The organism is Streptomyces sp. 130, assembly GCF_007096885.1.
GTDB lineage: Bacteria > Actinomycetota > Actinomycetes > Streptomycetales > Streptomycetaceae > Streptomyces.
Map to the genome: position 1 here is coordinate 33367 of NZ_VJNO01000016.1, position 24424 is coordinate 57790.

The 24424-nt window shown below is 71.0% G+C and carries 24 protein-coding genes; 9 read left to right on the forward strand and 15 right to left on the reverse strand.

The window, feature by feature from the left end; translation table 11 throughout:
- The first annotated feature begins 18 nt into the window (after nucleotides 1-18).
- Nucleotides 19-594 (forward strand): TerD family protein, encoded by a 576-nt coding sequence (locus tag FKN01_RS16035; protein ID WP_143620923.1) that lies wholly within the window; start codon nucleotides 19-21, stop codon nucleotides 592-594.
- Between the two features lie 162 nt (nucleotides 595-756).
- On the opposite strand, the gene FKN01_RS16040 is transcribed toward FKN01_RS16035, so the two are convergent.
- From FKN01_RS16040 to FKN01_RS16055, 4 genes are all read right to left on the reverse strand, one after another.
- Nucleotides 757-2172, reverse strand: a complete 1416-nt coding sequence (locus tag FKN01_RS16040) for a M1 family metallopeptidase (RefSeq protein ID WP_143620925.1) — start codon at nucleotides 2170-2172, stop codon at nucleotides 757-759.
- Between the two features lie 50 nt (nucleotides 2173-2222).
- Nucleotides 2223-3341 (reverse strand): hypothetical protein, encoded by a 1119-nt coding sequence (locus FKN01_RS16045; RefSeq protein ID WP_398932590.1) that lies wholly within the window; start codon nucleotides 3339-3341, stop codon nucleotides 2223-2225.
- A 512-nt stretch (nucleotides 3342-3853) separates the two neighbouring features.
- A complete protein-coding gene (locus FKN01_RS16050) occupies nucleotides 3854-4501 on the reverse strand; it encodes an ankyrin repeat domain-containing protein (RefSeq protein WP_143620927.1) in 648 nt (215 codons plus the stop codon).
- A gap of 30 nt (nucleotides 4502-4531) precedes the next feature.
- Entirely contained in the window at nucleotides 4532-5089 is a 558-nt protein-coding gene (locus tag FKN01_RS16055; RefSeq protein ID WP_143620932.1) for a heme-binding protein, read from the reverse strand.
- Nucleotides 5090-5315: 226 nt separating this feature from the next.
- On the opposite strand from FKN01_RS16055, the gene FKN01_RS16060 reads away from it, so the two are divergent.
- Genes FKN01_RS16060 through FKN01_RS16070 form a run of 3 tightly spaced genes read left to right on the forward strand, consistent with a single transcriptional unit; the run spans nucleotide 5316 to nucleotide 7813 of the window.
- Nucleotides 5316-6626, forward strand: a complete 1311-nt coding sequence (locus FKN01_RS16060; RefSeq protein ID WP_398932535.1) for a sensor histidine kinase — start codon at nucleotides 5316-5318, stop codon at nucleotides 6624-6626.
- On the forward strand, nucleotides 6623-7264 hold the full coding sequence (locus FKN01_RS16065; RefSeq protein ID WP_143620933.1) for a response regulator transcription factor: 642 nt from the start codon (nucleotides 6623-6625) through the stop codon (nucleotides 7262-7264). The genes FKN01_RS16060 and FKN01_RS16065 overlap by 4 nt, the downstream gene beginning before the upstream one ends.
- Before the next feature lie 51 nt (nucleotides 7265-7315).
- Nucleotides 7316-7813 (forward strand): hypothetical protein, encoded by a 498-nt coding sequence (locus FKN01_RS16070; protein ID WP_143620935.1) that lies wholly within the window; start codon nucleotides 7316-7318, stop codon nucleotides 7811-7813.
- Nucleotides 7814-7831: 18 nt separating this feature from the next.
- Here the strand turns inward: FKN01_RS16070 and FKN01_RS16075 are convergent, their stop codons facing one another.
- Genes FKN01_RS16075 through FKN01_RS16085 form a run of 3 tightly spaced genes read right to left on the reverse strand, consistent with a single transcriptional unit; the run spans nucleotide 7832 to nucleotide 9990 of the window.
- A complete protein-coding gene (locus FKN01_RS16075; RefSeq protein ID WP_260696908.1) occupies nucleotides 7832-8512 on the reverse strand; it encodes a pentapeptide repeat-containing protein in 681 nt (226 codons plus the stop codon).
- Between the two features lie 49 nt (nucleotides 8513-8561).
- Nucleotides 8562-9038, reverse strand: coding sequence for a GNAT family N-acetyltransferase (locus FKN01_RS16080; protein WP_143620937.1), 477 nt, complete (start codon nucleotides 9036-9038; stop codon nucleotides 8562-8564).
- Nucleotides 9039-9069: 31 nt separating this feature from the next.
- Complete coding sequence (locus tag FKN01_RS16085; RefSeq protein ID WP_143621087.1) at nucleotides 9070-9990, reverse strand: aminoglycoside phosphotransferase family protein; 921 nt, start codon at nucleotides 9988-9990, stop codon at nucleotides 9070-9072.
- A 324-nt stretch (nucleotides 9991-10314) separates the two neighbouring features.
- On the opposite strand from FKN01_RS16085, the gene FKN01_RS16090 reads away from it, so the two are divergent.
- Nucleotides 10315-11493, forward strand: a complete 1179-nt coding sequence (locus tag FKN01_RS16090) for a transposase (protein ID WP_260696909.1) — start codon at nucleotides 10315-10317, stop codon at nucleotides 11491-11493.
- A gap of 4 nt (nucleotides 11494-11497) precedes the next feature.
- On the opposite strand, the gene FKN01_RS16095 is transcribed toward FKN01_RS16090, so the two are convergent.
- On the reverse strand, nucleotides 11498-13423 hold the full coding sequence (locus FKN01_RS16095; RefSeq protein ID WP_143620942.1) for a helix-turn-helix domain-containing protein: 1926 nt from the start codon (nucleotides 13421-13423) through the stop codon (nucleotides 11498-11500).
- Between the two features lie 218 nt (nucleotides 13424-13641).
- Between FKN01_RS16095 and FKN01_RS16100 the strand changes: the two genes are divergently transcribed.
- A complete protein-coding gene (locus FKN01_RS16100) occupies nucleotides 13642-14406 on the forward strand; it encodes a 50S ribosomal protein L11 methyltransferase (RefSeq protein WP_260696910.1) in 765 nt (254 codons plus the stop codon).
- Nucleotides 14407-14466: 60 nt separating this feature from the next.
- Entirely contained in the window at nucleotides 14467-16572 is a 2106-nt protein-coding gene (pabB, locus tag FKN01_RS16105; RefSeq protein ID WP_143620944.1) for an aminodeoxychorismate synthase component I, read from the forward strand.
- 28 nt (nucleotides 16573-16600) lie between these two features.
- Here pabB and FKN01_RS16110 read toward each other — a convergent pair whose 3' ends face one another.
- From FKN01_RS16110 to FKN01_RS16140, 7 genes are all read right to left on the reverse strand, one after another.
- Nucleotides 16601-17251 (reverse strand): HD family hydrolase, encoded by a 651-nt coding sequence (locus FKN01_RS16110; protein ID WP_143620946.1) that lies wholly within the window; start codon nucleotides 17249-17251, stop codon nucleotides 16601-16603.
- Nucleotides 17252-17301: 50 nt separating this feature from the next.
- Complete coding sequence (locus FKN01_RS16115; RefSeq protein ID WP_185992860.1) at nucleotides 17302-18243, reverse strand: nucleoside hydrolase; 942 nt, start codon at nucleotides 18241-18243, stop codon at nucleotides 17302-17304.
- On the reverse strand, nucleotides 18240-19466 hold the full coding sequence (locus FKN01_RS16120) for a cytochrome P450 (RefSeq protein WP_143620950.1): 1227 nt from the start codon (nucleotides 19464-19466) through the stop codon (nucleotides 18240-18242). The genes FKN01_RS16115 and FKN01_RS16120 overlap by 4 nt, the downstream gene beginning before the upstream one ends.
- Nucleotides 19459-20166, reverse strand: coding sequence for an MOSC domain-containing protein (locus FKN01_RS16125; protein WP_143620952.1), 708 nt, complete (start codon nucleotides 20164-20166; stop codon nucleotides 19459-19461). The genes FKN01_RS16120 and FKN01_RS16125 overlap by 8 nt, the downstream gene beginning before the upstream one ends.
- Nucleotides 20167-20435: 269 nt before the next feature.
- Nucleotides 20436-21158, reverse strand: a complete 723-nt coding sequence (locus FKN01_RS16130) for a class I SAM-dependent methyltransferase (RefSeq protein ID WP_185992861.1) — start codon at nucleotides 21156-21158, stop codon at nucleotides 20436-20438.
- 200 nt (nucleotides 21159-21358) lie between these two features.
- Nucleotides 21359-21961, reverse strand: a complete 603-nt coding sequence (gene rdgB / locus FKN01_RS16135) for an RdgB/HAM1 family non-canonical purine NTP pyrophosphatase (RefSeq protein WP_143620956.1) — start codon at nucleotides 21959-21961, stop codon at nucleotides 21359-21361.
- Between the two features lie 32 nt (nucleotides 21962-21993).
- The gene (locus FKN01_RS16140) at nucleotides 21994-23046 is read right to left on the reverse strand and encodes an NADPH:quinone reductase (RefSeq protein ID WP_143621091.1); all 1053 of its coding nucleotides are present in this window, start codon (nucleotides 23044-23046) and stop codon (nucleotides 21994-21996) included.
- A 225-nt stretch (nucleotides 23047-23271) separates the two neighbouring features.
- Between FKN01_RS16140 and FKN01_RS16145 the strand changes: the two genes are divergently transcribed.
- Both FKN01_RS16145 and FKN01_RS16150 read left to right on the forward strand, forming a co-directional pair.
- The gene (locus FKN01_RS16145; RefSeq protein ID WP_143620958.1) at nucleotides 23272-23748 is read left to right on the forward strand and encodes a GNAT family N-acetyltransferase; all 477 of its coding nucleotides are present in this window, start codon (nucleotides 23272-23274) and stop codon (nucleotides 23746-23748) included.
- Between the two features lie 55 nt (nucleotides 23749-23803).
- A complete protein-coding gene (locus tag FKN01_RS16150; protein WP_143620960.1) occupies nucleotides 23804-24370 on the forward strand; it encodes an SRPBCC family protein in 567 nt (188 codons plus the stop codon).
- Nucleotides 24371-24424: the final 54 nt, after the last annotated feature.

The following is a 24424-nucleotide window of genomic DNA, read 5'->3' on the forward strand; positions in this document are numbered from 1 at the left end:
AGATGAAAGGGACTTCCCATGGCAGTAAGCCTGTCCAAGGGCGGCAACGTCTCCCTCACCAAGGAGGCCCCCGGCCTCACCGCCGTCACGGTCGGCCTCGGCTGGGACGTCCGTACCACCACCGGTACAGACTTCGACCTCGACGCCTCGGCGATCGCGGTCAACGCGGGCGGCAAGGTCTACTCCGACGCGCACTTCGTCTTCTTCAACAACAAGGCGACCCCGGACCAGACCATCGTGCACACCGGTGACAACGTCACGGGTGAGGGCGAGGGCGACGACGAGCAGATCAACGTCAACCTGGCGGGCCTGCCGGCCGACGTCGACAAGATCGTCTTCCCGGTCTCCATCTACGACGCGGAGACCCGCAGCCAGAACTTCGGCCAGGTGCGCAACGCGTACATCCGCATCCTCAACCAGGCCGGCGGCGCCGAGATCGCCCGCTACGACCTGAGCGAGGACGCCGCCACCGAGACCGCCATGGTCTTCGGCGAGCTGTACCGCAACGGCGCCGACTGGAAGTTCCGCGCCGTGGGCCAGGGCTACGCCTCCGGCCTGCGCGGCATCGCCCAGGACTTCGGCGTCAGCCTCTGACGCCCAGCGAGCCCGTACGGGAGCCCCCGGCCGAACGTCCTGCGGCCGGGGGCTCCCGCGTGTCCGGGCGTCCCCCGGACCGAGCAACGGCGTCTGAAGGCCCCCACCTCACCGCCCGTCGCGACGCCGCCCCGGCCGCCGTGGGAGCGGAAGCGGAGGCCGTCAGCCGTCCGCGGCGGGCCGGCCCCCGCCGTACAGCCACGACTTCCACAGCCCCGACAGGTCCTGGCCCGTCTCCCCCTCCACGTACGCCGTGAAGTCGGCCGTCGACGCGTTGCGGTGCCGGTACTTCTCCGTCCAGCCCCGCAGCAGCGCGAAGAACTCCCCGTCGTCGTCCACCGCCTCACGGATCATGTGGATGACCATCGCCCCGCGCCCGTACACCGGATCGTCCGAGATGGCCGCGGCCGACGGCGGATCGGCGGGCGGGAACGCCCAGTTGTCCTCGTCCTCGTAGGCGACGTCGAACGACTCGTCGGCCGGGATGCCGTTCTTCTCCTCCTCCCACAGCCACTCCGCGTACGTCGCCAGGCCCTCGTTCAGCCACATGTCGCGCCAGCTCTCCGGCGTGACCGAATCACCGAACCACTGGTGCGCCATCTCGTGGACGAGCAGCCCGACGCTCGGCGGGCCGGGGAAGAACGGCCGGTTCTGCGTCTCCAGGGCGTACCCCGCGTCGTCCTCGCGGTCCACGATCGCGCCCGTCGCGGAGAACGGATACGGACCGAAGTGCTCCGCCTCCCACGCCACGACCTCCGGGACCCGGGCGACGGTCCGCGCGCTCGCCTTCGCCACCTCCGGGTCCACGGCCGTGAACACCGTGATGCCGCCGGCCATCGTGGACGTCCTCGTCTCGAACCGCCCGATCGCCAGCGTCGCGAGATAGCTCGCCATCGGCTCGGCGGTGTGCCAGCGGAAGGTGGTACGGCCCTGCTCCGTCACCGGCGGCCCGGCGAGCACCCCGTTGGACACCGCCGTGAGCCCCTTCGGGACGGTGACTGCCAGGTCGTACGCGGCCTTGTCGCCCGGGTGGTGGTTGCCCGGGAACCAGGCCATCGAACCGGTCGGCTCACCGAGGGCCAGCGCCCCGTCGTCGGTCGGCAGCCAGCCCTCCTCCGACCCGTCCGGGTCGGTGATCGTCTTCGGCGCCCCGGAGTAGCGCACGACGGCACGGAACGTCCCGCCCTTGCGCAGCCGGCCCTCGACCTTCCCGTCCGTACGGAGCGTCACCTCGTCGCCCGCCCGGTTCACGGCGGCCGGACGCCCCTCCACGGTCGCCGAGTCCACGGTCAGCCCGGCCAGGTCCAGATTGAACGAGCTGAGATCCTGGGTGGCCCGCGCGGTGATCTCGGCCGTCCCGCGCAGCGTCCGCTCGTCCGGGTCCACATCGAGCGTGAGGGCGTAGTGCGTGACGTCGTAACCGCCGTTGCCCAGCTTCGGGAAGTACGGATCGCGCACCCCGGACGCGCCCGGCTTCCCCTCGACGCCGCCGGAACAGGCGGGCGCGAGGAGGGCGAGGGCGAGCAGGGGGAGGGCGGCGCGGGCCGTCCTGCGGCGTGCCGGGGTTCGCTGGTCCACACGAATGATCCTATGTGCGGAATGTCGTAATCCGATGTGGTCCGCGGGGCTCACAGCACCGCGATCCCCAGCGGCCGTTCGCCCGCCGCCAGCCGGACCGGGGGCGTCTTCCCGTCGAGGGCGACGACCGTGATGCCGTTCCAGTAGCCGTCCCGGGTGAAGCCTCCCGTGACGTACGCCGTACGGCCGTCCCGCGACACGGCGACATCCTCGTGCGGCCCGTCCAGCCTCACCAGGCGCTCGGAGCCGCCGGGCTCACGGATCGTCAGCGACGCCTCCTCGTCGCCGGAGGCGATCGGGCCGGTGCCCACGACGAGCAGCGTGCCGTCCGGGGCGAGCGCCGCCCCGTGCTGGTGGGTGTCGGCCGTCATCCGCTCGACGGCCACCTCCCCGGTGCGCGGGTCGAGGACGGCGAGCCGCTCGCCCTCGAACGGCAGCAGCAGCTTCCCGTCCGACGGGCGGACCACCGCGTAGTGCGGCTTCAGCCAGGACCCCAGCCCGCCCTCGGTCCCGTACGGGGCGACCTCCATGCGCCGCGCGCGGAGCGTGTCCGTACGGACGGAGGTCACGTCGAACGAGTCGTGGCCGGTGGCGTACGCCTCCGAGCCGTCGCGCGACACGTCCACGTCGAAGGGCCGGCGCCCCACGGGGACCGTGCCGGTGACCTTCCGGGTGGCGGTGTCGATGACCTCGAGGACCCCGTTGCCGCCGGGCACGTTGACCCCGACGTACGCGTGCCGGCCGTCGGGGGCCAGCGCGATACCCATCCCGCCGCCCCGGTACTCACCCGTCGTCACGGGCCCGGTCCGCGTCGAGTACGCGATCCGGGCCAGCCGCTTCCGCTTCCCGGTGTCCACGACCGCGACGCCCTCGGCGGTGGTGACCCACGCCCGCCCGTCCGCGCCGACGGCGACGCCGTAGGGGGCGGTACCGACCTCCACCCGGTCGAAGGCACCCCGGACCGGGTCCACGAAGGACACGGTGTCGGCCCCGAAGTCGGCGACGAGCAACGTCCCTGCGGGGGTCACCCCGGACCCGGACGAGGCGGTGGGCACCGGGGCCCGCGCGGCGGGCGAGGCCCCGGGGGACCCGGACCCGTCGGTGGCGGCACCCCCGGCACACCCGACGAGCACCGCCACGGCGGCGAAGGCGGCCAGGAGAGCGGACAGGGAGCGCCGGACACGGTCCCCGGCACGGCGGACGCAGTCCGGACAGCCCAGAGCCCCGGCGCGGCGAGCGCGGTCCCCGGCACGGCGAGCGCGGACCGGGCAGTCCGAAGCCCCGGCACGGCGAGCGCGGTCCCCGACGCGGCGGACGCGGTCCCCGACGCGGCGGACGCGGTCCCCGGCACGGCGGACGCGGTCCCCGACGCGGCGGACGCGGACCGGGCAGACCGAAGCCCCGGCACGGCGAGCGCGGCCCCCGACGCGGCGAGCGCGGTCCCCGACGCGGCGAGCACGGACCGGGCACTCCACAGCCCCGGCACGGCGGACGCAGACCGGACACTCCACAGCCCCAGCACGGCGGACACAGACCAGGCACTCCACAGCCCCAGCACGGCGCACGCAGACCGGACACTCCACAGCCCCAGCACGGCGCACGCAAACCGGACAATCCACAGCCCCGGCGGCGGCGGTGCGCGTGGCCTCGGCCGCCTCCGCGCGCGGCCCGTGGTGGGCGCTCACCGCGTGCCCCCGCTGTCCGGCGCATCCGCGCCTTCGGCGCCTTCGGCGCCCTCCGCGCCCCGCAGCAGCGCCGCGATCCCGGCGAAGCCGCGCCGCTCCGCGTGCTCCAGCGCCGTCACCCCGTCGCCGTCCGCCAGTCCCGGCTTCGCGCCCGCCGCGAGCAGCAGCTCCACGATCTCCTGGTGCGCCCGGCCGCCGTCGCCGAGGATCACGGCCTCCAGCAGGGCCGTCCAGCCCAGCCGGTTGACGTGGTCCACGTCGATGTCGGTGAGCCTCAGCAGCTCCCGTACGTACGCGACGTGGCCGCGTTCGCTCGCCGGGATCAGCGCGATCCCGCCGAACCGGTTGCGCAGCTTCAGGTCGGGCCCGGCCGGCAGCAGGACGCGCAGCATCTCCACGCTGCCCGTGACGCCCGTCGCCAGCCAGGGGCTCTCCTCGCGCCGGTCCTGCGCGTCCGGGTCGGCGCCCGCAGCGACGAGCAGCCGGGCGGCCCCGACGTGCTCCCCGTGGACGGCCAGGAGCAGCGGGGTGCGCCCCTCCTCGTCGCGGGCGTCGACCCGGGCGCCGCCCTCGATCGCGGTCCGCACCCCGGCGGTGTCGCCGGTGCGCGCGGCGTCGAGCAGCTGGTGATCGAGGGCGTTCATGTCCGTCTCCCGGGGGTGTGCGCGTACGTCCTACTTGGCGAGGGCGGCGACGCCGGCCCGCGCGAACTTCTCGTCCAGGTCGCCGCTGGGCGCGCCCGCGACACCGATGCCCGCCACCGGAGCGCCCTTGACCTGCACGGGGGCGCCGCCCGCGAGGAACAGCGTGCCAGGGATGTCCTTCAGGTTCGGGGCCTGGGCGAGCCGTCCGGCCAGCTCGGAGGTCGGGGCGTTCCACGACACGGCGGTGTACGCCTTCTTCTCGGCCGACTCGTACGCCTGGGGGCCCGAGCCGTCGCCGCGCAGGGTCAGGATCGTGTTGCCGTTGCGGTCGACCACCGAGACCGCGACGCGCTGGTTCTCCTTCTTCGCCGCGTCCAGGGCGGCCTTCGCGGCCTTCGTCGCGGCGTCGAGGGTCAGGTGCGTCGTCTGCTGGAGGTTGCGGTGCGCGGTGTCCGCCTTGACGGTGGTCGCGGGGGCGGCGGCCGGGGTGGACGCGTTCGCGGACATCGCGCCGAACGTGCCGGCCCCGAGGGCGGCGGCGACGGCGGCACCGGTCAGGACACGGGTACGCGGCGACATCTTCTTCATCAGGGGCTCCTCAGCGGGGCGGAGGCGGGCGGTTCCCGCGTCCTGCCATCCATCGTTGGCCCGCCACCGCCCCCGGACGGTCGTCGTACCGGCTCGACCCGGCGCCCGGGACGGCTGACGTACCCATCGGCCGATCGGTTGATGCGCGGGCGCCCGTCCGGGGTGACGATGGAATGTCCACGCAGGTCAGCGGGGTCCCTCCGGGACCGGAGAGCAGGGGTACGAGGTGGAGCACCGGTACGAGGACGGGCCCCGGCCCGCGCCGGAGCGGGACGCCGACGACGCCGGCATCGCGCCGGAGCGGGACGCCGACGACGCCGGCACCCGTCCCCTCGCCCTCCTCATGCACGCCGCGTTCTTCCTGCTCCTCGGCGCGTCGCTCGCCCGGTTCCTGCTCCGGCACCCCGGTGAGGCCCGCACGCCCTGGATCATCGGGCTGTCCATCGCCCTGGCCGCGCTCTATGTCATCGGGCCGGTGCTCGGCTCGCGCCCCACCGCCCGCAGCCTCGTCTGGCTCGGCGGGCTCGTCGTCGTCTGGATGGTGGTGGTCGTCCTCGCGCCCAGCTTCGCCTGGTGCGCGGTGCCGCTCTTCTACACCGGGCTGCGCATCCTGCCGCCCCGCGCCGCGTACGCCCTCGTCGCCCTGCTCACGCTGTTCGTCGTCGCCGCGCAACTCCGCCTCGCGCACGGCTTCGACCCCAACCTCGTGCTCGCCCCGCCCGCCGTCGCCGCCGTCGCCACCGCCGTGTTCGTCCACATGCGGCGCCAGGCCGTACGGCAGGGCCGGCTCATCGACGACCTGCTCCGCACCCGCCGCGAACTCGCCGCCACCGAGCGCCGGGAAGGCACCCTCGCCGAACGCCAGCGGCTGTCCATGGAGATCCACGACACCCTCGCCCAGGGCCTGTCCAGCCAGCAGATGCTCCTCCAGGCCGCCGACCGCACCTGGGACACCGACCCGGCCACCGCCCGACGCCACATCCGTACCGCCGAAGGCATCGCCGAACGCAACCTCGCCGAGGCCCGCCGCTTCGTCCACGACCTGGCCCCCGCCGACCTGGCCCAGGGCGGCGGCCTCGACGCCGCCCTGCACGCACTCGCCGCCCGCGAAACCGCCCAGGCGCAGGGCAGGCTCACCGTCCGCTGCCACATCGAGGGCGCCCCGCACACCGTCCTGCCCGACCGCACCCAGTCCGCACTGCTGCGGATCGCCCAGGGCGCCCTGGCCAACGTCACCGAACACGCGCACGCCACCGAGGCCGCCCTCACGCTCACGCACCTGGACGACCGCACCGTCCTCGACATCGCCGACAACGGCCACGGCTTCACGCCCACCGCCGCCACCGGGGCCCCCGGCGGGGTGCGCGGCCACGGGCTCCCGGCCATGCGGGCCCGGCTCCACCAGCTCGGCGGCACCCTCACCATCGAATCGGCCCCCGGCGAAGGCACCGTCGTCACCGCCACCGTCCCCGTCGCTCCCGCACCCCCGCACCAGGCGCCCACACTTCAGGACCCCACACCTCAGGACCCCGCATGACCGCCGACCGCACCGCCGACCGCATCCGCATCCTGCTCTGCGACGACCACGCCGTCGTACGCGCCGGGCTCCTCGCCCTCCTCGGCAGCGAACCCGACATCGAGGTCATCGGCGAGGCGGGCAGCGGCGAGGAAGCCGTCGCGCTCGCCGCCCGGCTCACCCCCGACGTCGTCCTGATGGACCTCCAGCTCGGCACCGGCATCGACGGCGTCGAAGCGACCCGCCGCATCGCGGCCGGCCCCGGCACCCACGTCCTCGTGCTCACCACGTACGACACCGACGCCGACATCACCCGCGCCATCGAGGCCGGCGCCACCGGCTACCTGCTCAAGGCCGAACGCCCCGAGGAACTGTTCGCCGCCATCCGCTCCGCCGCCCAGGGCCGCACCACGCTCTCCCCGCCCGTCGCCAGCCGCGTCATGGCCCGCATGCGCGCCCCCCGCCCCACCCTCACCGACCGCGAACGCGACATCCTCGGCCAGCTCTCCCGGGGCCTCGGCAACCGCGAGATCGCCCGCGCCCTGTTCATCAGCGAGGCCACGGTCAAGACGCACCTCGGCCGCATCTACGACAAGCTCGGCGTCGACACCCGCGCGGGCGCCGTCGCCGTCGCCAAGGAACAGCGGCTGCTGCCGTGACGAGGCGCCTCGCCGATACGAGCGACACGCCGGGCATGACACCATCGGACCGTGCTCGACATCGGCTACTCCCTCTCCCGCCGCTTCCCGGACCCCCCGCAGACCGACTACCGCCGCGCGGACGTCCACGCGCTGCGGCACGACCTGTTCTCCGGGGACGTCTACCTCGCGGACACCAAGGAGGACCGCGAAGTATCCACAGCCTGGGGATGGGTGCCGGTGCTCGACTTCGCCTGGGCGCTGTGCGACATCGTGGAACGCATCGACCAGGACCCGCGCGGCAGCCGCTCGCACCGCCGCCAGCAGGCCGAACTCGACTTCACCGAGTCCACCGACCGCATGCTCTTCGAACGCCGCTTCGGCTGGGTCGACATCGAGGCCGACTGGATGGACCCCGAGGAACCCCCGCTGACCTTCAGCCACTCCCTCCTGCGCCGCGAAGCCCGCGACTTCCTGCACGACCTGATCGCCGACCTCGCCGACATGCACGAGGGCCTGGCCGACAACCCGGCCGTCTGGGACCTCCAGGCCCGCTTCCCCCGCGTCTGACCCGGCCCGGCCACCCCCTCACGGCTCCACCCGCACCCCGATCTGCGCCGCGAACGCCGGCGCCAGCTCCATCAGCTGCACCGGGCTGATCACGGCACCCGCCAGCCGATCCACCCCCCGCGCGATGTCCAGCTCCGCGACCGCCCGCAGATCCACCGACTCCATCCGCGCCGCGCTGAAGTCCGCCCGCCTCAACGCGCAGTCCCGGAACTCCACCCGCGTCAGCCGCGCACCCCCGAAGTCCGGCTCCGCCAGCACACAGCCCTCGAAGACCACATCCGTCAGCCGGGCCTCCCGCATATTCAGGTAGTCGATCTTCCCGCCCCGCACCACCCCCCGCTCCAGCACCGCACCGTGCAACTGCGTCCCGCCCAGCCGCGCGTCCACCACCTCCACGTCCCGCAGCGACGCCTCCGCGAGATCGGTGCCCACCCCCCGTACGCCCGTCAGCACCGAATCCATGAACCGCGCCCGCGCCAGCTCCGCCTGGTCCAGGGCGCACCCCTCCAGCGCACAGTCCATGAACCGCGCACCCCGCCCCGACGCGTCCGCCAGGTCCACCGACGCCCCGAACCGCACCCCGTCGTAATCCCCGTCCGGTACGAGCCCGCCCTCCTCGAACTCCACCAACGGCGGCAGCCGCACCTCCGGCCGCCGCGCCGCCTTCAGACCACCACTCCGACCACCACTCCGCACCATGCCCCCATCGTGACGCACGCCACTGACAACGCCCCACGGGCGCTCGGCCTCACGCGCCGCCCAGCTCCGCCAGCGCCCCGTCGGTCAGCCGGTACACCGTCCACTCGTCCTGCGGACGCGCACCCAGCGACTCGTAGAACGCGATCGACGGGGCGTTCCAGTTCAGCACCGACCACTCCAGGCGCTCGTAACCCCGCTCCACACAGATCCGCGCCAACTCCCTCAGCAGCGCCTTCCCGTGTCCGCCGCCCCGCCGCTCCGGGCGTACGTACAGGTCCTCCAGATAGATCCCGTGCACCCCGCGCCACGTCGAGAAGTTCAGGAACCAGAGCGCGAAGCCGACGACCTCGCCGTCCTCGTCCGACTCCGCGATGTGCGCGAACGCGGCCGGCCGCTCACCGAACAGCGCCTCCCGCAACTGCTCCTGCGTCGCACGCACCTCGTGCAGCGCCTTCTCGTAATCGGCCAGCTCACACACCATGGCGTGGATGACGGGGACATCGGCGGGGGTAGCGGTACGAATCATGGGGGCAGCGTAGACAGCGCCCCGCCGACGGCTACCCCCGGCCCAGCACCACCCGCGCGATCTCCGCCTGCTCCGGCGCCAGCCGCCGCGCCCCGCCCGCCACCGACCAGCGGGCGTTCTGCAGCACCCGGCCCAGCGTCCAGGCCACCGCCCCCCCCCGGTCGAGCCCCAGCACCCCCGTCAGCACATCGAACCGCTTCCCCACCGCGCCCGCGTCGAACCGGTTCACCAGCGCCGGCAGCAGCTCGAACCCCGCGTCCCCCACCAAGGGCTTCGGATCGATGGCCACCCACGCGGCCCCGCCGCCCTCGGCCGCCAGCACGTTCCCGAAGTGCAGGTCCCAGTGCAGCAACCGGTCCCCCGGCTCCCCCGCCACCTCACGCACCGCCGCCGCACAGTCCCGTACGAGCCCCCGCTCCTCCTCGTCCACCAGCGCCGCCACGACCTCCGGCGCGGCGGCCAGCATCCGGGAAGCGGCCTCCCCGAGCCCCCGCAGCCCGTGCCCGGCCCCCGGCCGCACCTCGGTCAGCTCCGCCAGCAGCCCGGCGATCACCCGGACCGCCCGGTCCACGTCCGGATGACCCTCCAGCGAACGGCTCCCGTCCAGCCGCTCCAGGAGCATCGCCCCGGACGCCGGATCGTGCTCCAGCAACCGCACCGCCCCGGCCCCCGCCTCACCCCACAGCCGCAGAGCGACCGGCTCCCCCACCGTCTCCACGTCCACCGGCTGCAACTTCAGCACCGCCCGCCGCCCGTCCCGCACCCGCACCACCGGCAGGACCAGCGCGCACACCCCGTGCATCGCCGCCCCGTCCCGGCGCAGCCCCCAGCGCTCCAGGAAACCGGCCGCCATCCCCGGCAGCGCGGCCACGAACGCCCGGCCCGCCTCCCCGTTGTGAGCGGACTGAGTGGCGACGAGCGCATCCGGAATCTCGATCACGCCCCCGATCATAGGGACGCGGCGCACGGCGTCGGGGGCGGAAGGTCGCGCGATGCGGCGGCGCCACCGGGTGTGTGATGCGGGCACCGGCAGAGCGGTGAGCGGTACCGCTGCCGCACATTGCGGTGCCCCGCGCGCCGGCCCCTTCGCGACCGCGCCCCACGGGCGGTGTCCCAGCCACGTCTGCGCAGCCCAAGTCGGGGACCTGCACACCTCGTTCACACGTTCCCCATTGGCCAGGGTTGCAGCGTGACCTGACGGATCTCCTTACCGCATGGCTGGAGCATGGTGAATACCAAGGTTTCTCCTTTCCCTGAGATGGTCCCTGCCGCCACCGTGGCCGAACGAACCTCACAGCGCGGCCTGTTCGACCCGGCGGTCGCCGACGACGTCCTCGCCGGACTTCCGCCGGCCTTGTTCGCCGAGTTCCGCAGGAAGGACCAGCGGGAGAAGGCCGAGCAGTATCTGCGCGGTCTTGTCTGTGCCGAGGGACGCAAGTCCGTACGCAACATCGCGGCGCTGGTGGGCGGTGGCACCGCCGAGCAGAGTCTGCACCACTTCATCACCGGGTCAACCTGGGACTGGGAGCCGCTGCGCGCGGCGCTCGCCGCGCACCTGATGCGCACCTGCACCCCGCAGGCCCTGGTGGTGCAGACGATGCACATACCGAAGACCGGGGAACACTCCGTGGGGGTGAACCGGCTGTTCGCCCCACAGCTGGGCCGCATGTTCCGTGGCCAACACGCGTTCGGCGTCTGGCTGGCCTCCCAGCGGCTGAGCTCCCCGGTCCACTGGCGGCTGCATCTTCCCGAGCCCTGGGGAGGCGACCAGGATCGGCTCGAACGCTCCGATCTCCCCGAAACCGTCGGACACGAGAGCCTGGGCGCCTGTGCCACGAGCGTCGCCCTGGAGACAGCGCACCTTGCGCGGTCCGGCGTCCTGCCGGTCGTGATCGACCTGCGCGGGGGCCAGGTGCGCCCGGCGGTCTCCCGGTTCAGGGCGGCCGGGATCCCCCTGCTCGGGCGTATCGGCACCTCCGTGCCGCTGTTGGTGGCCGACCAGACGATGCCGGGTTTCGGTGCGGGTCCACTGAACCCGCAGCAGATCCTGGAGTCGACCAGGGGCCTGCGCAGGCCGGCGCACTGGCCGGACGCCACTCGGCGGCACGCCCTTCGCACCTCGCTGGTCTCCGCGGTCCGGGTGGCGCTGCCCCACGGCCCCACGGAGCGGCCGCGCCCCATGCTGCTGCTCGGCGAGTGGCACGACCCGCAGCGGCCCCCCGTCGGAATGTGGCTCACCAACCTGCCGCACCTTCCGGTGACGCAGTTGCTGCGGATCGCGAAGCTTGCCCACCGTGTCGAGCAGGACTTCGCCGAGATCGGCGAAGCGGTCGGTCTGCGTGACTACGTCGGCCGTTCCTTCCACGGCTGGCACCGGCACGTCACTCTCGCCTCCGCCGCCCATGCCGCGAGCATCCTGACCATCAACCGGCAGAAAGCGCGGAGGACTTATTGAGTGCCTAGCTGTTTCGGCGTGCGTACAGGACCTGGCGGGCGCGGCGGAGCCGGAGGGCCAGCTGCACTTCGAGGGCACGCTCGGGCTCGTTCCACCGTGTGCCGAGAAGTTCGGTGATGCGCTCGATGCGGCGGGCGACCGTGTTGGGGTGCACGTGCAGTCTCTCCGCCGCGTTGGTGGGGCTGGAGCCTGCCGCGAAGTACTGCTCCAAGGTGGCGATCAGTTCCGTCGTGCGGTCCGTGTCGTAGTCGAGGACCGGACCCAGGACCGACTCGATGAATCCGTCGACATCGTGGTCGTCGGAGAGGAGCAGTCCCAGAAATCCCAGGTCCTGTGCGGAGGCCACACCCCCCACCCCGTCGAGGGCGGTCAGGGCGTCCAGGCAGCGCACCGCTTCCCGGTACATCCGGCCGGCTTCCGCTGCCGAGGTCTGCGGGCCCGCGGCGCCCACCGAGACGGGGTTGCCGAGCAGCGGGGAGAGCTCGTCGGCCACGGCCCGGGCAGTGGCCGAGGCGTCGGTGCCCGGCACGATGAGGACGAGGCGGCCGTTGTCGATCATCTTCAGGCCGTTCACGCGGAAGACGTACGAGGACGCCCATCCCCCGGCTCGCTTCGGCTCCCCGCCCTCCGGCCGGACCACGAGCAGAACGTGCGGTTTGTCCAGGTCGATCCCGAGCCGGGTGGCGCGCTGAATGATCTGGCGCGGCACGGGCGCACCGGTCGGCAGGCTCAGCAGTTCCTCCAGCAGCTCGTCGCGGACCGGGCCCTTCGCGACGGCCGCGCTGCGTTCCATCACGAGCTGCAGCGCGAAGACCTGGGCGACCGTCCGCAGCAGCCAGACGTCCTCTCCGAGGAGTTCGGCAGCCGGACACAGGACGAGCGCCCCGAGCCCTTCCTTCCCGGCGGTGACCGGGGTGACCCAGGCCCGGTCACCCGCCCGGACGGGGCCACCGCAGGTGTACGCCTCAAGTGCTGCCTCGTTGAGCGCGTCCTCGTCGACGTCGGCGATCTCGCCGCCGGCCGCCATCACATGCCCGGCCATATCCCGTATCTGGAGGGTGCTGTCCAGCGCCGCAGCCGCGGTATCGACCAGTACGCCCAGGTCCGTGCCGTCGATCAGAAGGTCCATGATCCGGCGGTACGTCGCACTTATCTGCCCGAGGCGTGCCAGCCGGGTACGGACGCGCGCTCCGTCGCTCTTCAACTCGGCAAGCTGTTCCCGCGCCCGCTGGAGCTGCTCCACCCTCCCGATCGCCTCCGCGGCGATGTCCGCCAGCGAGCAGATCAGACCGATCTCGTCGGGAGTGTAGTGGCGCACCCTGCGGTCCGCCCCGTACAGCACCCCCACGGCCTCACCGTTCTGGAGCAGGGGGACGGCCATGAGCGCGCGCAGTCCCTCCTTCTCGACCACCCCGTCGATGGTGTCGGAGTGCGCGATGGAGCCGTCCTCCGAGTAGTCGGCGGTCCACAGCGGTGCCCGGCACCGCATGGCCTGCGCCCCCAGCCCCCGGCCGCCCACGATCCGCAGACCGGTGTTGAGCGCCGTGGTGGAACCCTCGGAGCAGCGCACGTACATGCCCTCGTCGTCCGGCAGGGTGATGTACGTCATGTCGAAATGCAACAGACGCCTGCCCCAACGGGCGATCAGCGGCAGCAGGCCGTCCAGGTCCACCGGGGCCGACAGGTCCCGGGCCGTGTCGATCAGAGCCACGAGTCCGGCCTCCCGCTGGTGACTCCTGGCAGTGGCGAGGCTCACCTCGCGCGCCAGCTGCACCACGGACTCGATACGGGCCAGCTGCTCGGGCCCGTGCCGGCCCTCTCGGCGCACGCGCTGCAACAGGGCCTCCAGCTGCCCCGCGGTCGCCCCTTCGGCCAACAGCCGCAGAATGGTCAGCAGTTCGTCATCCCCGGTCGATATCTCTCCCGGCATGCCACGCACCCTCCCCCACTCCGGCGCCCCGGTGAAGATAGCTGTCGACCGATCAGCAGGTCAACGGCCCGGACCTGGGCTGATTCCGTTGCGTGGTGGTGAGACCACCGATAGGCACCGGCAAGAGTGTCCTGAGATCACCTTCCGGTCGCCACGCCGCATCGCGGACGCTCGTGTACCGGGGAGGGGAAATTCCCCTGCCCGCAGGGGGAGTTACGGTGGAAATCCGCAGTTATGTCCAGTCGCTGCAGCGCAGCCGTGAGGCACGCAGCGACAGCAGGCGCCCCGACAGCTTCCGCCTGCGAGGGCGGGAGTGGACCCTGCTTCCGGACGTCTTCGCCCCGCCCTACACGACGTCCACCGACGCGGCCATGGAGCTGCTGGGTTTCCACGAGGACCACCAACTGGCCGGAAATGGCTCCTTTCTGGAGATCGGCTGCGGCACCGGAGTCATCGCGGTGAGCGCCGCACTGAGTGGCTGCGAGAGGGTGCTGGCTACGGACATCAATCCGCTGGCCGTACGCAACACAGCCCTGAACGCACAGCGCCACGGGATCGCCGACCGCGTCCGCGCACAGCAGAGCGACCTTTTCGACGCCCTCGACCCCCATGCGCGTTTCGACACCGTGTACTGGCACTCCAACTTCGTTCTCGCGCCGTCCGATTACCGCTACGCCTCCCTCCACGAGCGGGCGTACGTGGACCCCGGTTACGCCGCACACCGCCGCTACCTCGAGCAGGCACCGCAGTGGACCACGGAGGGCGGCCGGGTCCTGCTGCACTTCAGCAACCGGGGTGACCTGGCACGTCTGCACGCTCTCGCGGATGAGACGGAGCGCGAGCTGAGCGTGGTGCGCAGCATGCACGTCGAAGAGGGCCGGGACACGATCGAGTACCTGTTGATCGAGATCGCGCGGAGGGACGCGTCGAGCCCTCGCCCGAAGCGCGTGGGTGCCGCCACAAGCAATCGGCAAGGAAGCTGAGCAGCCTTTCGTGTCCTGCCCCTCTCCTTGTTCCGGCTCACGAGGGATCTTGGAAAGCCCGTGCGTATCCTGCTTGTTGACAATTACGACTCGTTCACCCACAACCTCGCCCACTATCTGGCGGTGATCACCGGTCAGGAGCCGGTCGTCCTACCCAACGACTCGCCGCTCCTGCACCTGGGCCTGCTCAGCGGGTTCGATGCCGTCGTCCTGTCCCCCGGGCCCGGAACTCCCGCTCGCACCGAGGACTTCGGGAGGTGCCGGGAGCTGGTGGAGAGCTGTGACCTGCCCCTGCTCGGCATCTGCCTCGGACACCAGGGCATAGCCCAGTGGCACGGGGCCGTCGTCAGCCGTGCGCCCGAGCCTCGGCACGGACGGCTGTCGCCGGTGCTCCACGAGGGCACCGGTCTGTTCACCGGGCTGCCCTCGCCCTTCAACGTCGTGCGTTACCACTCGCTCGCGGTCAATGATCTTCCGGAGAGCCTCCGGGCCACCGCGTGGACCCCGGACGGAGTGCTCATGGGCCTTGAGCACCGGAGCAAGCCGATGTGGGGGGTTCAGTTCCATCCCGAGTCGATTCTCACCGAATACGGCATGGAGCTGCTGCGTAACTTCGTGGAGCTGAGCCGCGCATGGCACGGGGACCGGCCGGCGCTCGTGGCACCGGTTCCCCGGGCACCGGCCGAAGCCGCATTGCCCCGGCGCTCCCTCCAGGTGAGAGTCGAGCGGCTCGATACCGGCTGGGACGACGAGGTCGCCTTTGAAGCGCTCTTCGGGCACGCCGAGCACGCCTTCTGGCTGGACAGCAGCGCCCATGCCGTTTCGGAGACGGCCCTCGGCCGGTTCTCCGTCATGGGGGATGCCGGCGGGCCCCTGTCGCGGATCGCCGAGGCTGACGTGCGGGCGCAGACCGTGACGGTGCGCTCCTCGAAGGGCACGGAAGTGGTCTCGGGCGAGTGGTTCTCCTGGCTCGACCGGGACCTGGCCGCTGCCCGTATCCCTCCGCTCGACCTGCCGTTCGACTTCAGTCTCGGCTGGGTCGGTTACCTCGGTTACGAACTCAAGGCCGAGTGCGGCGGCCGACTCGCCCATCAGGCCTCGGAGCCGGACGCGGCCATGATCTTCGCGGACCGTGCGGTGGTGTTCGACCACCACAGCCGCGTCACCTATCTGCTGGCCCTCGTCGAGGACGGGCAGAAAAGGGAAGCGGTCCGCTGGCTGCGTGACACCCGTAAGGCTCTGGAGAAGCTTCGCGGCCGTTCCCCCCGGCTGAACCCCGACCCGGTCCCGCACGCCGAGGTGACGCTGCGCCACGACCGGGCTGCCTATCTGGGACTGGTGGACAGGGCCCTGGAGGAGATCGCGGCCGGAGAGAGCTACGAGGTCTGCCTGACCAACATGGCCGAAGCGCGGGGCACCTTCGCACCGCTGCCGAGCTACCGGCTGCTCCGCAGAAGCAGTCCGGCACCGTTCGGGGCCCTGCTGAGGCTGGGCAGCACCTCGGTGCTCAGCACATCGCCCGAGCGGTTCGTGAAGGTCGGCGCCGACGGCCGGGCCGAGTCCAAGCCCATCAAGGGAACCAGACCGAGAGGAAGAAGCGCCCGGGAGGACGCCGATCTCGTGGCGGACCTCCTGAGCGACGAGAAGGACCGGGCGGAGAACCTGATGATCGTGGACCTGGTCCGCAACGATCTGGGGCGCTGCGCCGAGCCGGGCTCGGTGGAGGCTGACGAGATCTTCCAGGTCGAGACGTACGAGAGCGTCCATCAGTTGGTCAGCACGGTGCGGGCGCAGCTGCGGAGGGACGCTTCCGCGGTGGACTGTGTGCGCTCCGCGTTCCCGCCCGGCTCGATGACGGGGGCGCCGAAAGTACGGACCATGGAGATCATCGACGATCTCGAAGGCGGCCCGCGGGGTGTCTATTCGGGGGCGCTCGGGTACTTCTCGCTGTCGGGAGCCGCCGATCTCAGCGTGGTGATCCGCACCGTGGTGATCACGCCCGGCCGGGTCCGGTACGGCGCGGGAGGCGCCGTCATAGCGCTCTCCTCGCCCGAGGACGAATTCGAGGAGACCGCCGTCAAATCGGCCCCGCTGCTGTCCCTGACCCGAAGCCGTTTCCCCGGGAGCAGGGGATCGGCTCTGCCGACCCCGGGACCGACGCCGTGAACCGCGTCGACGACCGCCGGGGTCCATCTCACAACCAGCCCTTACGGACGCTGAGGGCGAGCAGCTTCCGCGTGTAGTCCCACAGTTCGGCCGATCCCTCCTCGATGACAGAGGTGCGCTCCCGGACACGAGCCTCGTCGACTCCGGGCGCGCGCCAGGTGCCGCCGCCGTTCCCGGCGTTCAGCAGCAGGGGCTGCAGCCGGTCCATGGCCTTGGCGAACTTCGCCTCGGGGGTCCGCCGCTCCTCGAACTCGTTCCACAACTCGTGGAACGCCTTCTCCTGGTCGGCCGGCAGCAGAGCGAACAGTTTCCTGGCCGCCGCCGCCTCACGTTCCGCCTGGTCCTTCCGGCCGGCGTCGTCGAACAGGCAGGTGTCACCCGCGTAGATCTCGACGAGATCGTGCACCAGGGTGAGCTTCAGAGTGCGTCCGACGTCGATGGGTTCGTTCGCGTACTCCGCGAGGACGAGCACCATCAACGCCATGTGCCAGGAGTGCTCGGCGTCGTTCTCCCGACGGTCGTCGGCGAGCAGCGGGCTCAGCCGCAGGACCGTCTTCAGCCGGTCGATCTCGGCTATGAACTCGATCTGCGCCATGAGGCGTGCCGGAACGTCGGGGGCCAGTCCGTCGAGGTCCAGGAGGCGCTGTGCGCCCTCGGACGTGGGCTGCGGTGCACTCATGTCTACTCTCCTGTCACAGGGGCGGCGTCGGGCATGGGGCAGGCGGTAGCTCAGACCCGGAGGAGTTCGAGCAGCCGGTCCCTGTCGAGTTCCTGAACGATCGTGATGGGCGGCCGGTCCGACCGCGTGTCCTGCCAGTCGACGGCCGTGACACCGTGCTGAAGCGTTCCGGGCCCGTAGCCCACGTAGACACGGTGCCGTACGGACCTGGTCACGACGGTGGGGTCGAGAGCCACGGCCATGGCCAGAGGGTCGGGGCGCAGATAGTGGGAGCGGCCGGCGTACCCCGGGTCGGTGAGGTACCGGTTGTGCACGATGCGCCGCAGTGTGGTCGCGGCCGCGGTCTCGCCCTCGAAGAAGGATTCGAGTTCGTCCGGGGTGAAGGGGCAGGCCAGCGTCGCGTCCCAGGTGAGCAGTGTGAGGCGGGGAAAGTGCGCGAGGACCAGGTCGGCCGCGGCCGGATCGGCGACGATGTTGAACTCGGCGTTCATCGTGTGGTTCCCGCGGCCGTTGACCGCACCTCCCATCACCACCACCCGTTGCAGCAGTTGCGGAAGCCGGGGCTCCAGGCGCAGCGCCAGGGCGACGTTGGTCAGCGGCCCCAGAGCGACGAGCGTGATCCGGCCGGGGTCGCGCCGGGCGCTGTCGATGAGTGCGCGGGCGGCCGGCACGTGGTCTTCCATCACCTCGGTGACAGGCCATCGCGTCAGGTCGCCGAGTCCGTCACTGCCATGAATGTGGGGGGCTGCGGCCCCGTGCCCGGCGAGGGGGCCCGCGGCACCCCGGTGCACCGGGGTGCGGGCGGCCTGTTCTCCGTAGGCGCCGAGCAGCCAGCGCGCATTGGCGGTCACCGCGTCTATGCCCGTGTTGCCCGCGACCGTACAGAGCGCGGCGACGGGAACGTGGGGCCGTCGCGCCGACGGGGTGAGAGCCATGGCAAGGGCGTGGGCGTCGTCCAGCCCGGGGTCCGTGTCGATGACCAGCGCGCTCAACGTGCCCTCCCGTTGCTCAAGGGGTTGGTGGTTCCGCTCACCCGGTCTCGGCAGTCCGCGGTCGAGGCCGTGCGCACGAGGCGTCCGCTGAGCGCGCGGTAGCGAAGCATCGGGAGTTCGGGCTCCCGGTCGACGCGTTCGGCACGGAAATGCACCCCGGACTCCTTGAGGGACTCCAGAAGTACGTCGACCACGGCCCTCGCCAGAGCCGCCCCGGGGCAGTAGTGGGCGCCGGCGCCGAAGCTCAAGGAGCGGGAGCGCACGCCCCGGTCGCGGATCTCCAGTGGGCCCGGATAGCGCTCCGGATCAAGGTTGGACGTCCCCAGGCACAGGTTGACTCTGGCACCCGTCTCCAGGCGGTACGGGCCGATGGACACCGGCCGGCGCGCGTAGCGGCTCGCGAAGCGGAAGGGCGCCGCGAGACGCAGTACCTCTTCCCTGACCTTCGCCACCGGCATGCGTGCGAGCACGTCACCGTGGATGCGTTCCCCCACGACACACAGCGCCGTGGTGATGGGTTCGTACGCACCCGTGACGACCTGGGTGAGCAGGGCCGTAGCGGCTTCCGGGCCGAAGGCCGGGTCGTCCCACAGCTCTCCGAGCCCCGCGACGAAGGGCGTCGGCGGCTCGGCCCTCGCCCGGCCGAGCCAGTGGGACAGCGCGTCAACAGAGCGGAGCGCGCGATCCACCCTCGCCATGTCGATCCTGGGGGTGGCCAATTCGTCCATGACCCCGACGCCGAGCTCGATCAGCCGGACGGCATCGGCATTCCCCGTAAGGGCCGCGATGGCCTCCCGCGCCATGGGGCGCGCCACGGTGTCCGCCCAGTCGAAGGATTCGCCGCCGCCGGCCGCGAGGCGGGAGTCGGCCAGCCGCCGGCACGCGGCCAGAAGCCCGGGCGTCACCGTTCCCCGCAGAAGCTGGATGGAGGCGTGCCGCGCCTGCTTGTGGTACGCGCCGTCGGAGAACACGGGCCAGAGGGAGAAGAAGGTCTTCAGCCTCTTCCGGCGTTCTCTGTCCTCGTCCGTCAAGGCCGCGAGCCGCTGGTCCGCAGACCGTTGCGACCAGAAGTCCGCGCTGGTCAGCGCTCTCTCCACGTCGCGCGCGCGAAAGGCGTACATGCCGCCGTTCTCGGACGCCTCCTGAAGCGGGCAGCCCTTCGCGGCTTCGGCGAGCGCCAGGACCGGGTCGCGGGAGCTGTAGTCCCCGAACACGTCAAGCACGGGTCCCCCCGGCGTGCGGATCAGGAACGGCGGACGCCGCCGGCTCCTTCTTGGGGACAGCGGAGCGGGTCCGGTTCGAGACGTGGAACATCATCGCCGAGCGGTCCCACGCGGGTTCTTCGTCGGCCATGTCCGTGATCCGCCGGAGCACGTCCTGCTCGTCGAGAATCGCCCCGACGGCCTCGGCCACCGTGACGTGCTTTCTCGGCCTCCAGACCACGTCGACTTTGTCACCGACGGAGACCCGGCCTTCCTCGAGCACACGGAGATAGACGCCTGGCCTCCGGGCGTTGTTGAAACGCTTGGCCCAGCCCTTCTCATCCATCCAGGACCCGAACGTGCCGCAGGCCATACGGGGTGCCATGACCTGGAGGAGCACTTCACCGACCTGCCACTTCTCAGCGAGTACGGCATTGCTGGCATCGAAACCGATGAGATCCAGATTTTCTCCGAACATCCCGTTCCGTAACGGCCTTTGCAGCTGGCTCGACCACCAGTCGAGGTCCTCCCGGGCGTAGGCATAGACCGCCTGGAGCACGCCTCCGTGAAAGTCCGCGGCCTGCTCGTCACCTTCGAAACCGAGTTTGGTCAGCCTGACACTTTTGTCGACGGGAAGCTTTCTGATCGCCGTCCTCCCGCGGCGTACTGCGAATTCGGGAACAACACAGGGGCCAGTATTGACTGAAAGGATGGTTCCCATGCAGAGGACGCTAACTATGGCGTTGCTCGGCGGTCAACGACGACGCCGGTAATGTGTCAGGTCCCGAACTGCTGGGGCAGGGCATCCTTTTCGTCGATTCTTCTGGTCACATTCTCGACGCCGAGCGGCACGCGAAGACCACCCTGCTCTTGGGAGAAAATACCCTCAGGGCCGGAAGGGGGCTGTCCCCTCCCGGCCCTGCTTCGGTCCGGTTCGACGCGCCGGTCCCGGAAATCTCGACCTCCGGAATCCGGACTGTGTGGCGGTGTCTAGTGTGCGGGTGCGCCCTTGGCCCTCGCCACCACGAAGAATGCCGGTACGTTCACGTACCGCTTGCCCTCCGTGACCGTTCCCTGATAATCGATGGGCGCGGTGGAGACGATGTCGAAACCCGCCTCGACGAGCTCACGTTGCAAGGCGTCCTCCGCGCGGGCGACGGGCAGGGGCACCCGTTCGAAGACGAATCCGAACTTCTCCGCGGGAACTCCCTCGCCCTTGAGCTTGGCCGAGATGAATTCGCCGCTGGCCGGGGCGAGTTCGTAGAAGAAGGCACCACCCGTGCTGCCGGCCAGGGTCGCCAGCGACGTGACCGCGAGCTTCAGCTCCTGAGGGGTGAACGCGTGCAGGACCGTGCGGACGTACAGGCCGGCGTCGCCGATCCGGTCGTGCAGGGCGACGGCCTGTTCGGGCTTGAGCAGATCCAGCTGCTCGTACGAGACGCCCGGAGCGTCGTGATACTTGCGGGCGCGCTCCACGGCGCTCGGGGCCACGTCCACGCCGATCACCCGCTCGAAGTGCTGCCCGATGGCCGCGGTCTGCGTGCCGTCGCCGCACCCGACGTCGATGACCGGCTTGGAGGGGTCGAGCACACTGCCGAACAGCTTCAAGTGGGCGTGGGCGACATAGGTGGGGTCCACGTCCCACGGCGATGCGCCGGCGGTGTGAGGGAGGTCGGTCCAGAAACGGTCCCACATGGCCTCGAAGCGACTCATTCTCATTCCCTCTCTACGGACTCTCAGCGGGCGGCAGCCCCTCCCCCGCGTCTGCCGCGTGCTCCGGACGTGCCCGATGGCAGGGAAAGCGTGGCGAGGTGGCCGGGACTGCCCTTCGACCATTCACCGCCCCGTGCGGAGGTGTAAAGAGGAGAGTGCGGTCTGTGTCAGGTCCGAATGGCCCCGGCTCACCCGTCACGTCATTTCACCAGTTCTCTGATCACCGGCAACAGGGATCTGAACGCCTTGCCGCGGTGACTGAGGGAGTTCTTGATGCCGTCGGGGATCTGCGCGAAAGTCCGACTCTCGCCGTCCGGCTGGAAAATGGGGTCGTAGCCGAACCCGCCGGTTCCAGCCGGGGCGGTGCGCAACACGCCGGCCAATTCCCCGTGCGTGACGCGTTCCGTGCCATCGGGCAGTGCGAGTGCAGCCGCACAGAAATAGCGGGCGCCACGGTGCGGGGCGGCGATGTCGCTCAATTGCGCCAACAGCAGTTCCATATTGGCCAGATCCTGGCCGTGCCTGCCGGCCCAGCGGGCGGACAGGATTCCCGGACTTCCTCCGAGAACGTCGACGCACAGACCAGAATCGTCGGCGACGGCGGGAAGACCCGTGGCCCGGGCAAGAGCATGCGCTTTGAGCAGCGCATTCTCCGTGAAGGTTACCCCTGTTTCCTTGACGTCCGGGATGTCGGGATAGGCGTCAGCGCCCACGAGGTCATGAGCGAGTTCCGCATCGGCCAGAATCGCCTTCAACTCGGTCAGTTTTCCCGGATTCCGTGTGGCTAAGATCAACGTGTACATCGGGCAAGTATCAACGAGAGAGCAGGACGGGTCTATATGAACCGTTCGGAATTCGCCAACAACGCCGCTTGCCGGTAGTCCGTAGAATCCGACGGTCCCGTATCCGTGGCGGCGGTGCGCAGGACCACCCGGCGGCCGTGCCATTCACCGCCCTCCAGACGCCGGTGTGCGTCGGCCGCGGCACTCAGCGGCATCACTTCCGTGGCCCGTGGCCGCAGCCGCCCGGACCGCAGCATGCGAGTGACAGCGTCCGCGGCCTCGGCGAGTTCGGCCGTGGTGGCGTGCGAGATCACGAACCCGACGACCGAGCAGTCGTTCATGTACAGCTGCCCGGCCGGCAGCACGGGCGTGGACCGCGCGCCGGCCAGCAGGACGACACGACCACGCCGGGCGAGAAGGCCGACGCTGTTCGCCAGGTCGTTGACGCCCGCCGTGTCGAGATACACATCGACACCGCCGGGACTGGCCGCTCGGATCTTGTCGAAGAGTGCCGGGTCCCGGTAGTCGAACACCTCGTGGGCTCCCACGGAGCGGCAGTAATCGGCGTCCCGGGCCGAAGCGACGGCAATGACGCGGGCTCCGGCCTGCGAGGCGAAAACGGTCAGCGCGCTGCCGACGTTGCCGCCGGCACCAACGACCACGACCGTATCGCCGGTACGCAGCCGGCCGTGGGTGAACAGTGCCAGGTAGGCGGTAGCACCAGGATGGACCACGGCGACCGCTGTCTGCGGGTCCACTCCCTCAGGAAGTCGGTACAGGCGATCAGCGGACACGACCGCCTGTTCGGCGGCCGCTCCCTGCCGGCCGTCGTGCCCGAGAGAGTTGCACCACACCCGGTCTCCCACGGCGAACCCGGCCGCGCCGGGGCCGACTTGGGCCACGGTTCCGACGAGGTCACGACTGATCACGAAAGGGAAGGGGACCGGAGTGCGGAACGCTCCGGAACGCACGAAGGTGTCCACGGGGTTCACGGTGGTCGCGAAGACATCGACCAGGACATCGGTCGGCCCTACGAGAGGTGAAGGCAACTCCCCGTACTTGATGGCGTCCGGGGAGCCGAGCTCTTCGATGAATGCAGCACGCATGGCGTTCATGATGCACAGAGTCGGCACGTTCCCCGACCGGCATCCGTTCTGTGCCGCAGAGTATGTCAACTCCCCGGGGGCGGGACGGATGCGGCCGAACAGGGCCGACGTGTGGCGGCACTGCCGGTGCGTGAGCGCGATGCGTGGGCGACTCCGCCGGACTGCGGGCCCTGCCTGCCCGGCAGCGCCTGGCCCCTGTCGCTGTTCCGGCCTACTTTCCTCCCCATGCAGATAGCTTTCACGGACATCGCGCCCGGCGACCCCGCGATGACGACCGATGTCGAACCGCTCATCCGCACACTGCGTCCCTCACTCGACCCCGGAGGGTTCGCCGACTTCGTCCTGCGGTCCTGTCGGCAGGGGCTTGTGTTCACCGCGGCCCACGACGGTTCGGGACGCTGCAGAGGCGTCGTCACCCATCGGACGCTCGCCACAAGTCGAGGCCTGCTCCTGTTCGTCGAGGACCTCGTCACTGATCCGGCGCTGCGGGGAAGAGGCATCGGCAGGCAGTTGATGGACGAGGTCGAGCGGCGGGCCCGGCAGTCCGGTTGTGACCGGATCGAGCTCGACACCGGCACGGCCAATCACCGCGCCCAGAGCTTCTACCACTCCCTGGGCATGCGGCTGGGCGCCCTGCACTTCGTCCGTGACGTGGCTTCCGGGACTCCGGACGCGACCGCGGGAAGTGGCTTTCCGACTTGACGGATCCCGCCCGGTTGCTTTGACCTCGATCCGTGGCCGGGCGCAGCCTTCCGGCATGTCTGTGACTGAACACAACATTGGCCGCGACGGAGAGACCGCCGGGAACAGCCTGTTCCAGGCCCGAGCCGCCGTCCGCATCTCGGCTTCACCGCAAGAAATCTACGAGGTCATCAGTGACCTGGGCCGCAGCGGCGACTGGAGCCCGGAGTGCCTCGGTGGTGAGTGGGTCTCCGGAGCCCCGGGCGCGGTGGGTTCGGTGTTCCGCGGCGAGAACCTCCGCTCCGAGAAGGTCGTCGCGTGGGCACCGGTAGTGCGCGGCACCTGGTTCACCGAGTCCGAGGTGGTCGCCGCGGAGCCGGGGCGCACCTTCAGCTGGGCGATGCGGGACAGCGCCGGCCGGAAGCAACAGAGCGTCTGGGGTTTCGACATCGAGCCGCTCGACGGCGAGAGCGTGCTGACCCACCGCTTCCGGATGGGAGCGCCGACGGAGGGCATCGGCGGCATCACCTCCGGAATGACGTCCGAGGAGCGCCGGCGCTTCTTCCGGGAGTGGGGCGAAAAGATCGAGAAGGACCTCGAGACCACCGTCGCCCGCATCAAGGCAGCCGTCGAGGGCGGCTGAGCCGGGCGCACGACCGAGAGCACACCGCCGCCGCACTCGCGCACGGGCGGCCGT

Excerpts from the sequence above, each read along its gene's own strand:
- FKN01_RS16075 (WP_260696908.1), bottom strand. The coding sequence starts at position 8,512 with ATGGTGCGGAGTGGTGGTCGGAGTGGTGGTCTGAAGGCGGCGCGGCGG.
- FKN01_RS16110 (WP_143620946.1), bottom strand. The coding sequence starts at position 17,251 with ATGAGTGCACCGCAGCCCACGTCCGAGGGCGCACAGCGCCTCCTGGAC.
- FKN01_RS16150 (WP_143620960.1), top strand. The coding sequence starts at position 23,804 with ATGTCTGTGACTGAACACAACATTGGCCGCGACGGAGAGACCGCCGGG.
- FKN01_RS16130 (WP_185992861.1), bottom strand. The coding sequence starts at position 21,158 with ATGAGTCGCTTCGAGGCCATGTGGGACCGTTTCTGGACCGACCTCCCT.
- FKN01_RS16125 (WP_143620952.1), bottom strand. The coding sequence starts at position 20,166 with ATGGGAACCATCCTTTCAGTCAATACTGGCCCCTGTGTTGTTCCCGAA.
- FKN01_RS16080 (WP_143620937.1), bottom strand. The coding sequence starts at position 9,038 with ATGATTCGTACCGCTACCCCCGCCGATGTCCCCGTCATCCACGCCATG.
- FKN01_RS16145 (WP_143620958.1), top strand. The coding sequence starts at position 23,272 with ATGCAGATAGCTTTCACGGACATCGCGCCCGGCGACCCCGCGATGACG.
- FKN01_RS16035 (WP_143620923.1), top strand. The coding sequence starts at position 19 with ATGGCAGTAAGCCTGTCCAAGGGCGGCAACGTCTCCCTCACCAAGGAG.
- FKN01_RS16055 (WP_143620932.1), bottom strand. The coding sequence starts at position 5,089 with ATGAAGAAGATGTCGCCGCGTACCCGTGTCCTGACCGGTGCCGCCGTC.
- FKN01_RS16085 (WP_143621087.1), bottom strand. The coding sequence starts at position 9,990 with ATGATCGGGGGCGTGATCGAGATTCCGGATGCGCTCGTCGCCACTCAG.
- FKN01_RS16065 (WP_143620933.1), top strand. The coding sequence starts at position 6,623 with ATGACCGCCGACCGCACCGCCGACCGCATCCGCATCCTGCTCTGCGAC.
- FKN01_RS16140 (WP_143621091.1), bottom strand. The coding sequence starts at position 23,046 with ATGCGTGCTGCATTCATCGAAGAGCTCGGCTCCCCGGACGCCATCAAG.
- FKN01_RS16050 (WP_143620927.1), bottom strand. The coding sequence starts at position 4,501 with ATGAACGCCCTCGATCACCAGCTGCTCGACGCCGCGCGCACCGGCGAC.
- FKN01_RS16095 (WP_143620942.1), bottom strand. The coding sequence starts at position 13,423 with ATGCCGGGAGAGATATCGACCGGGGATGACGAACTGCTGACCATTCTG.
- rdgB (WP_143620956.1), bottom strand. The coding sequence starts at position 21,961 with ATGTACACGTTGATCTTAGCCACACGGAATCCGGGAAAACTGACCGAG.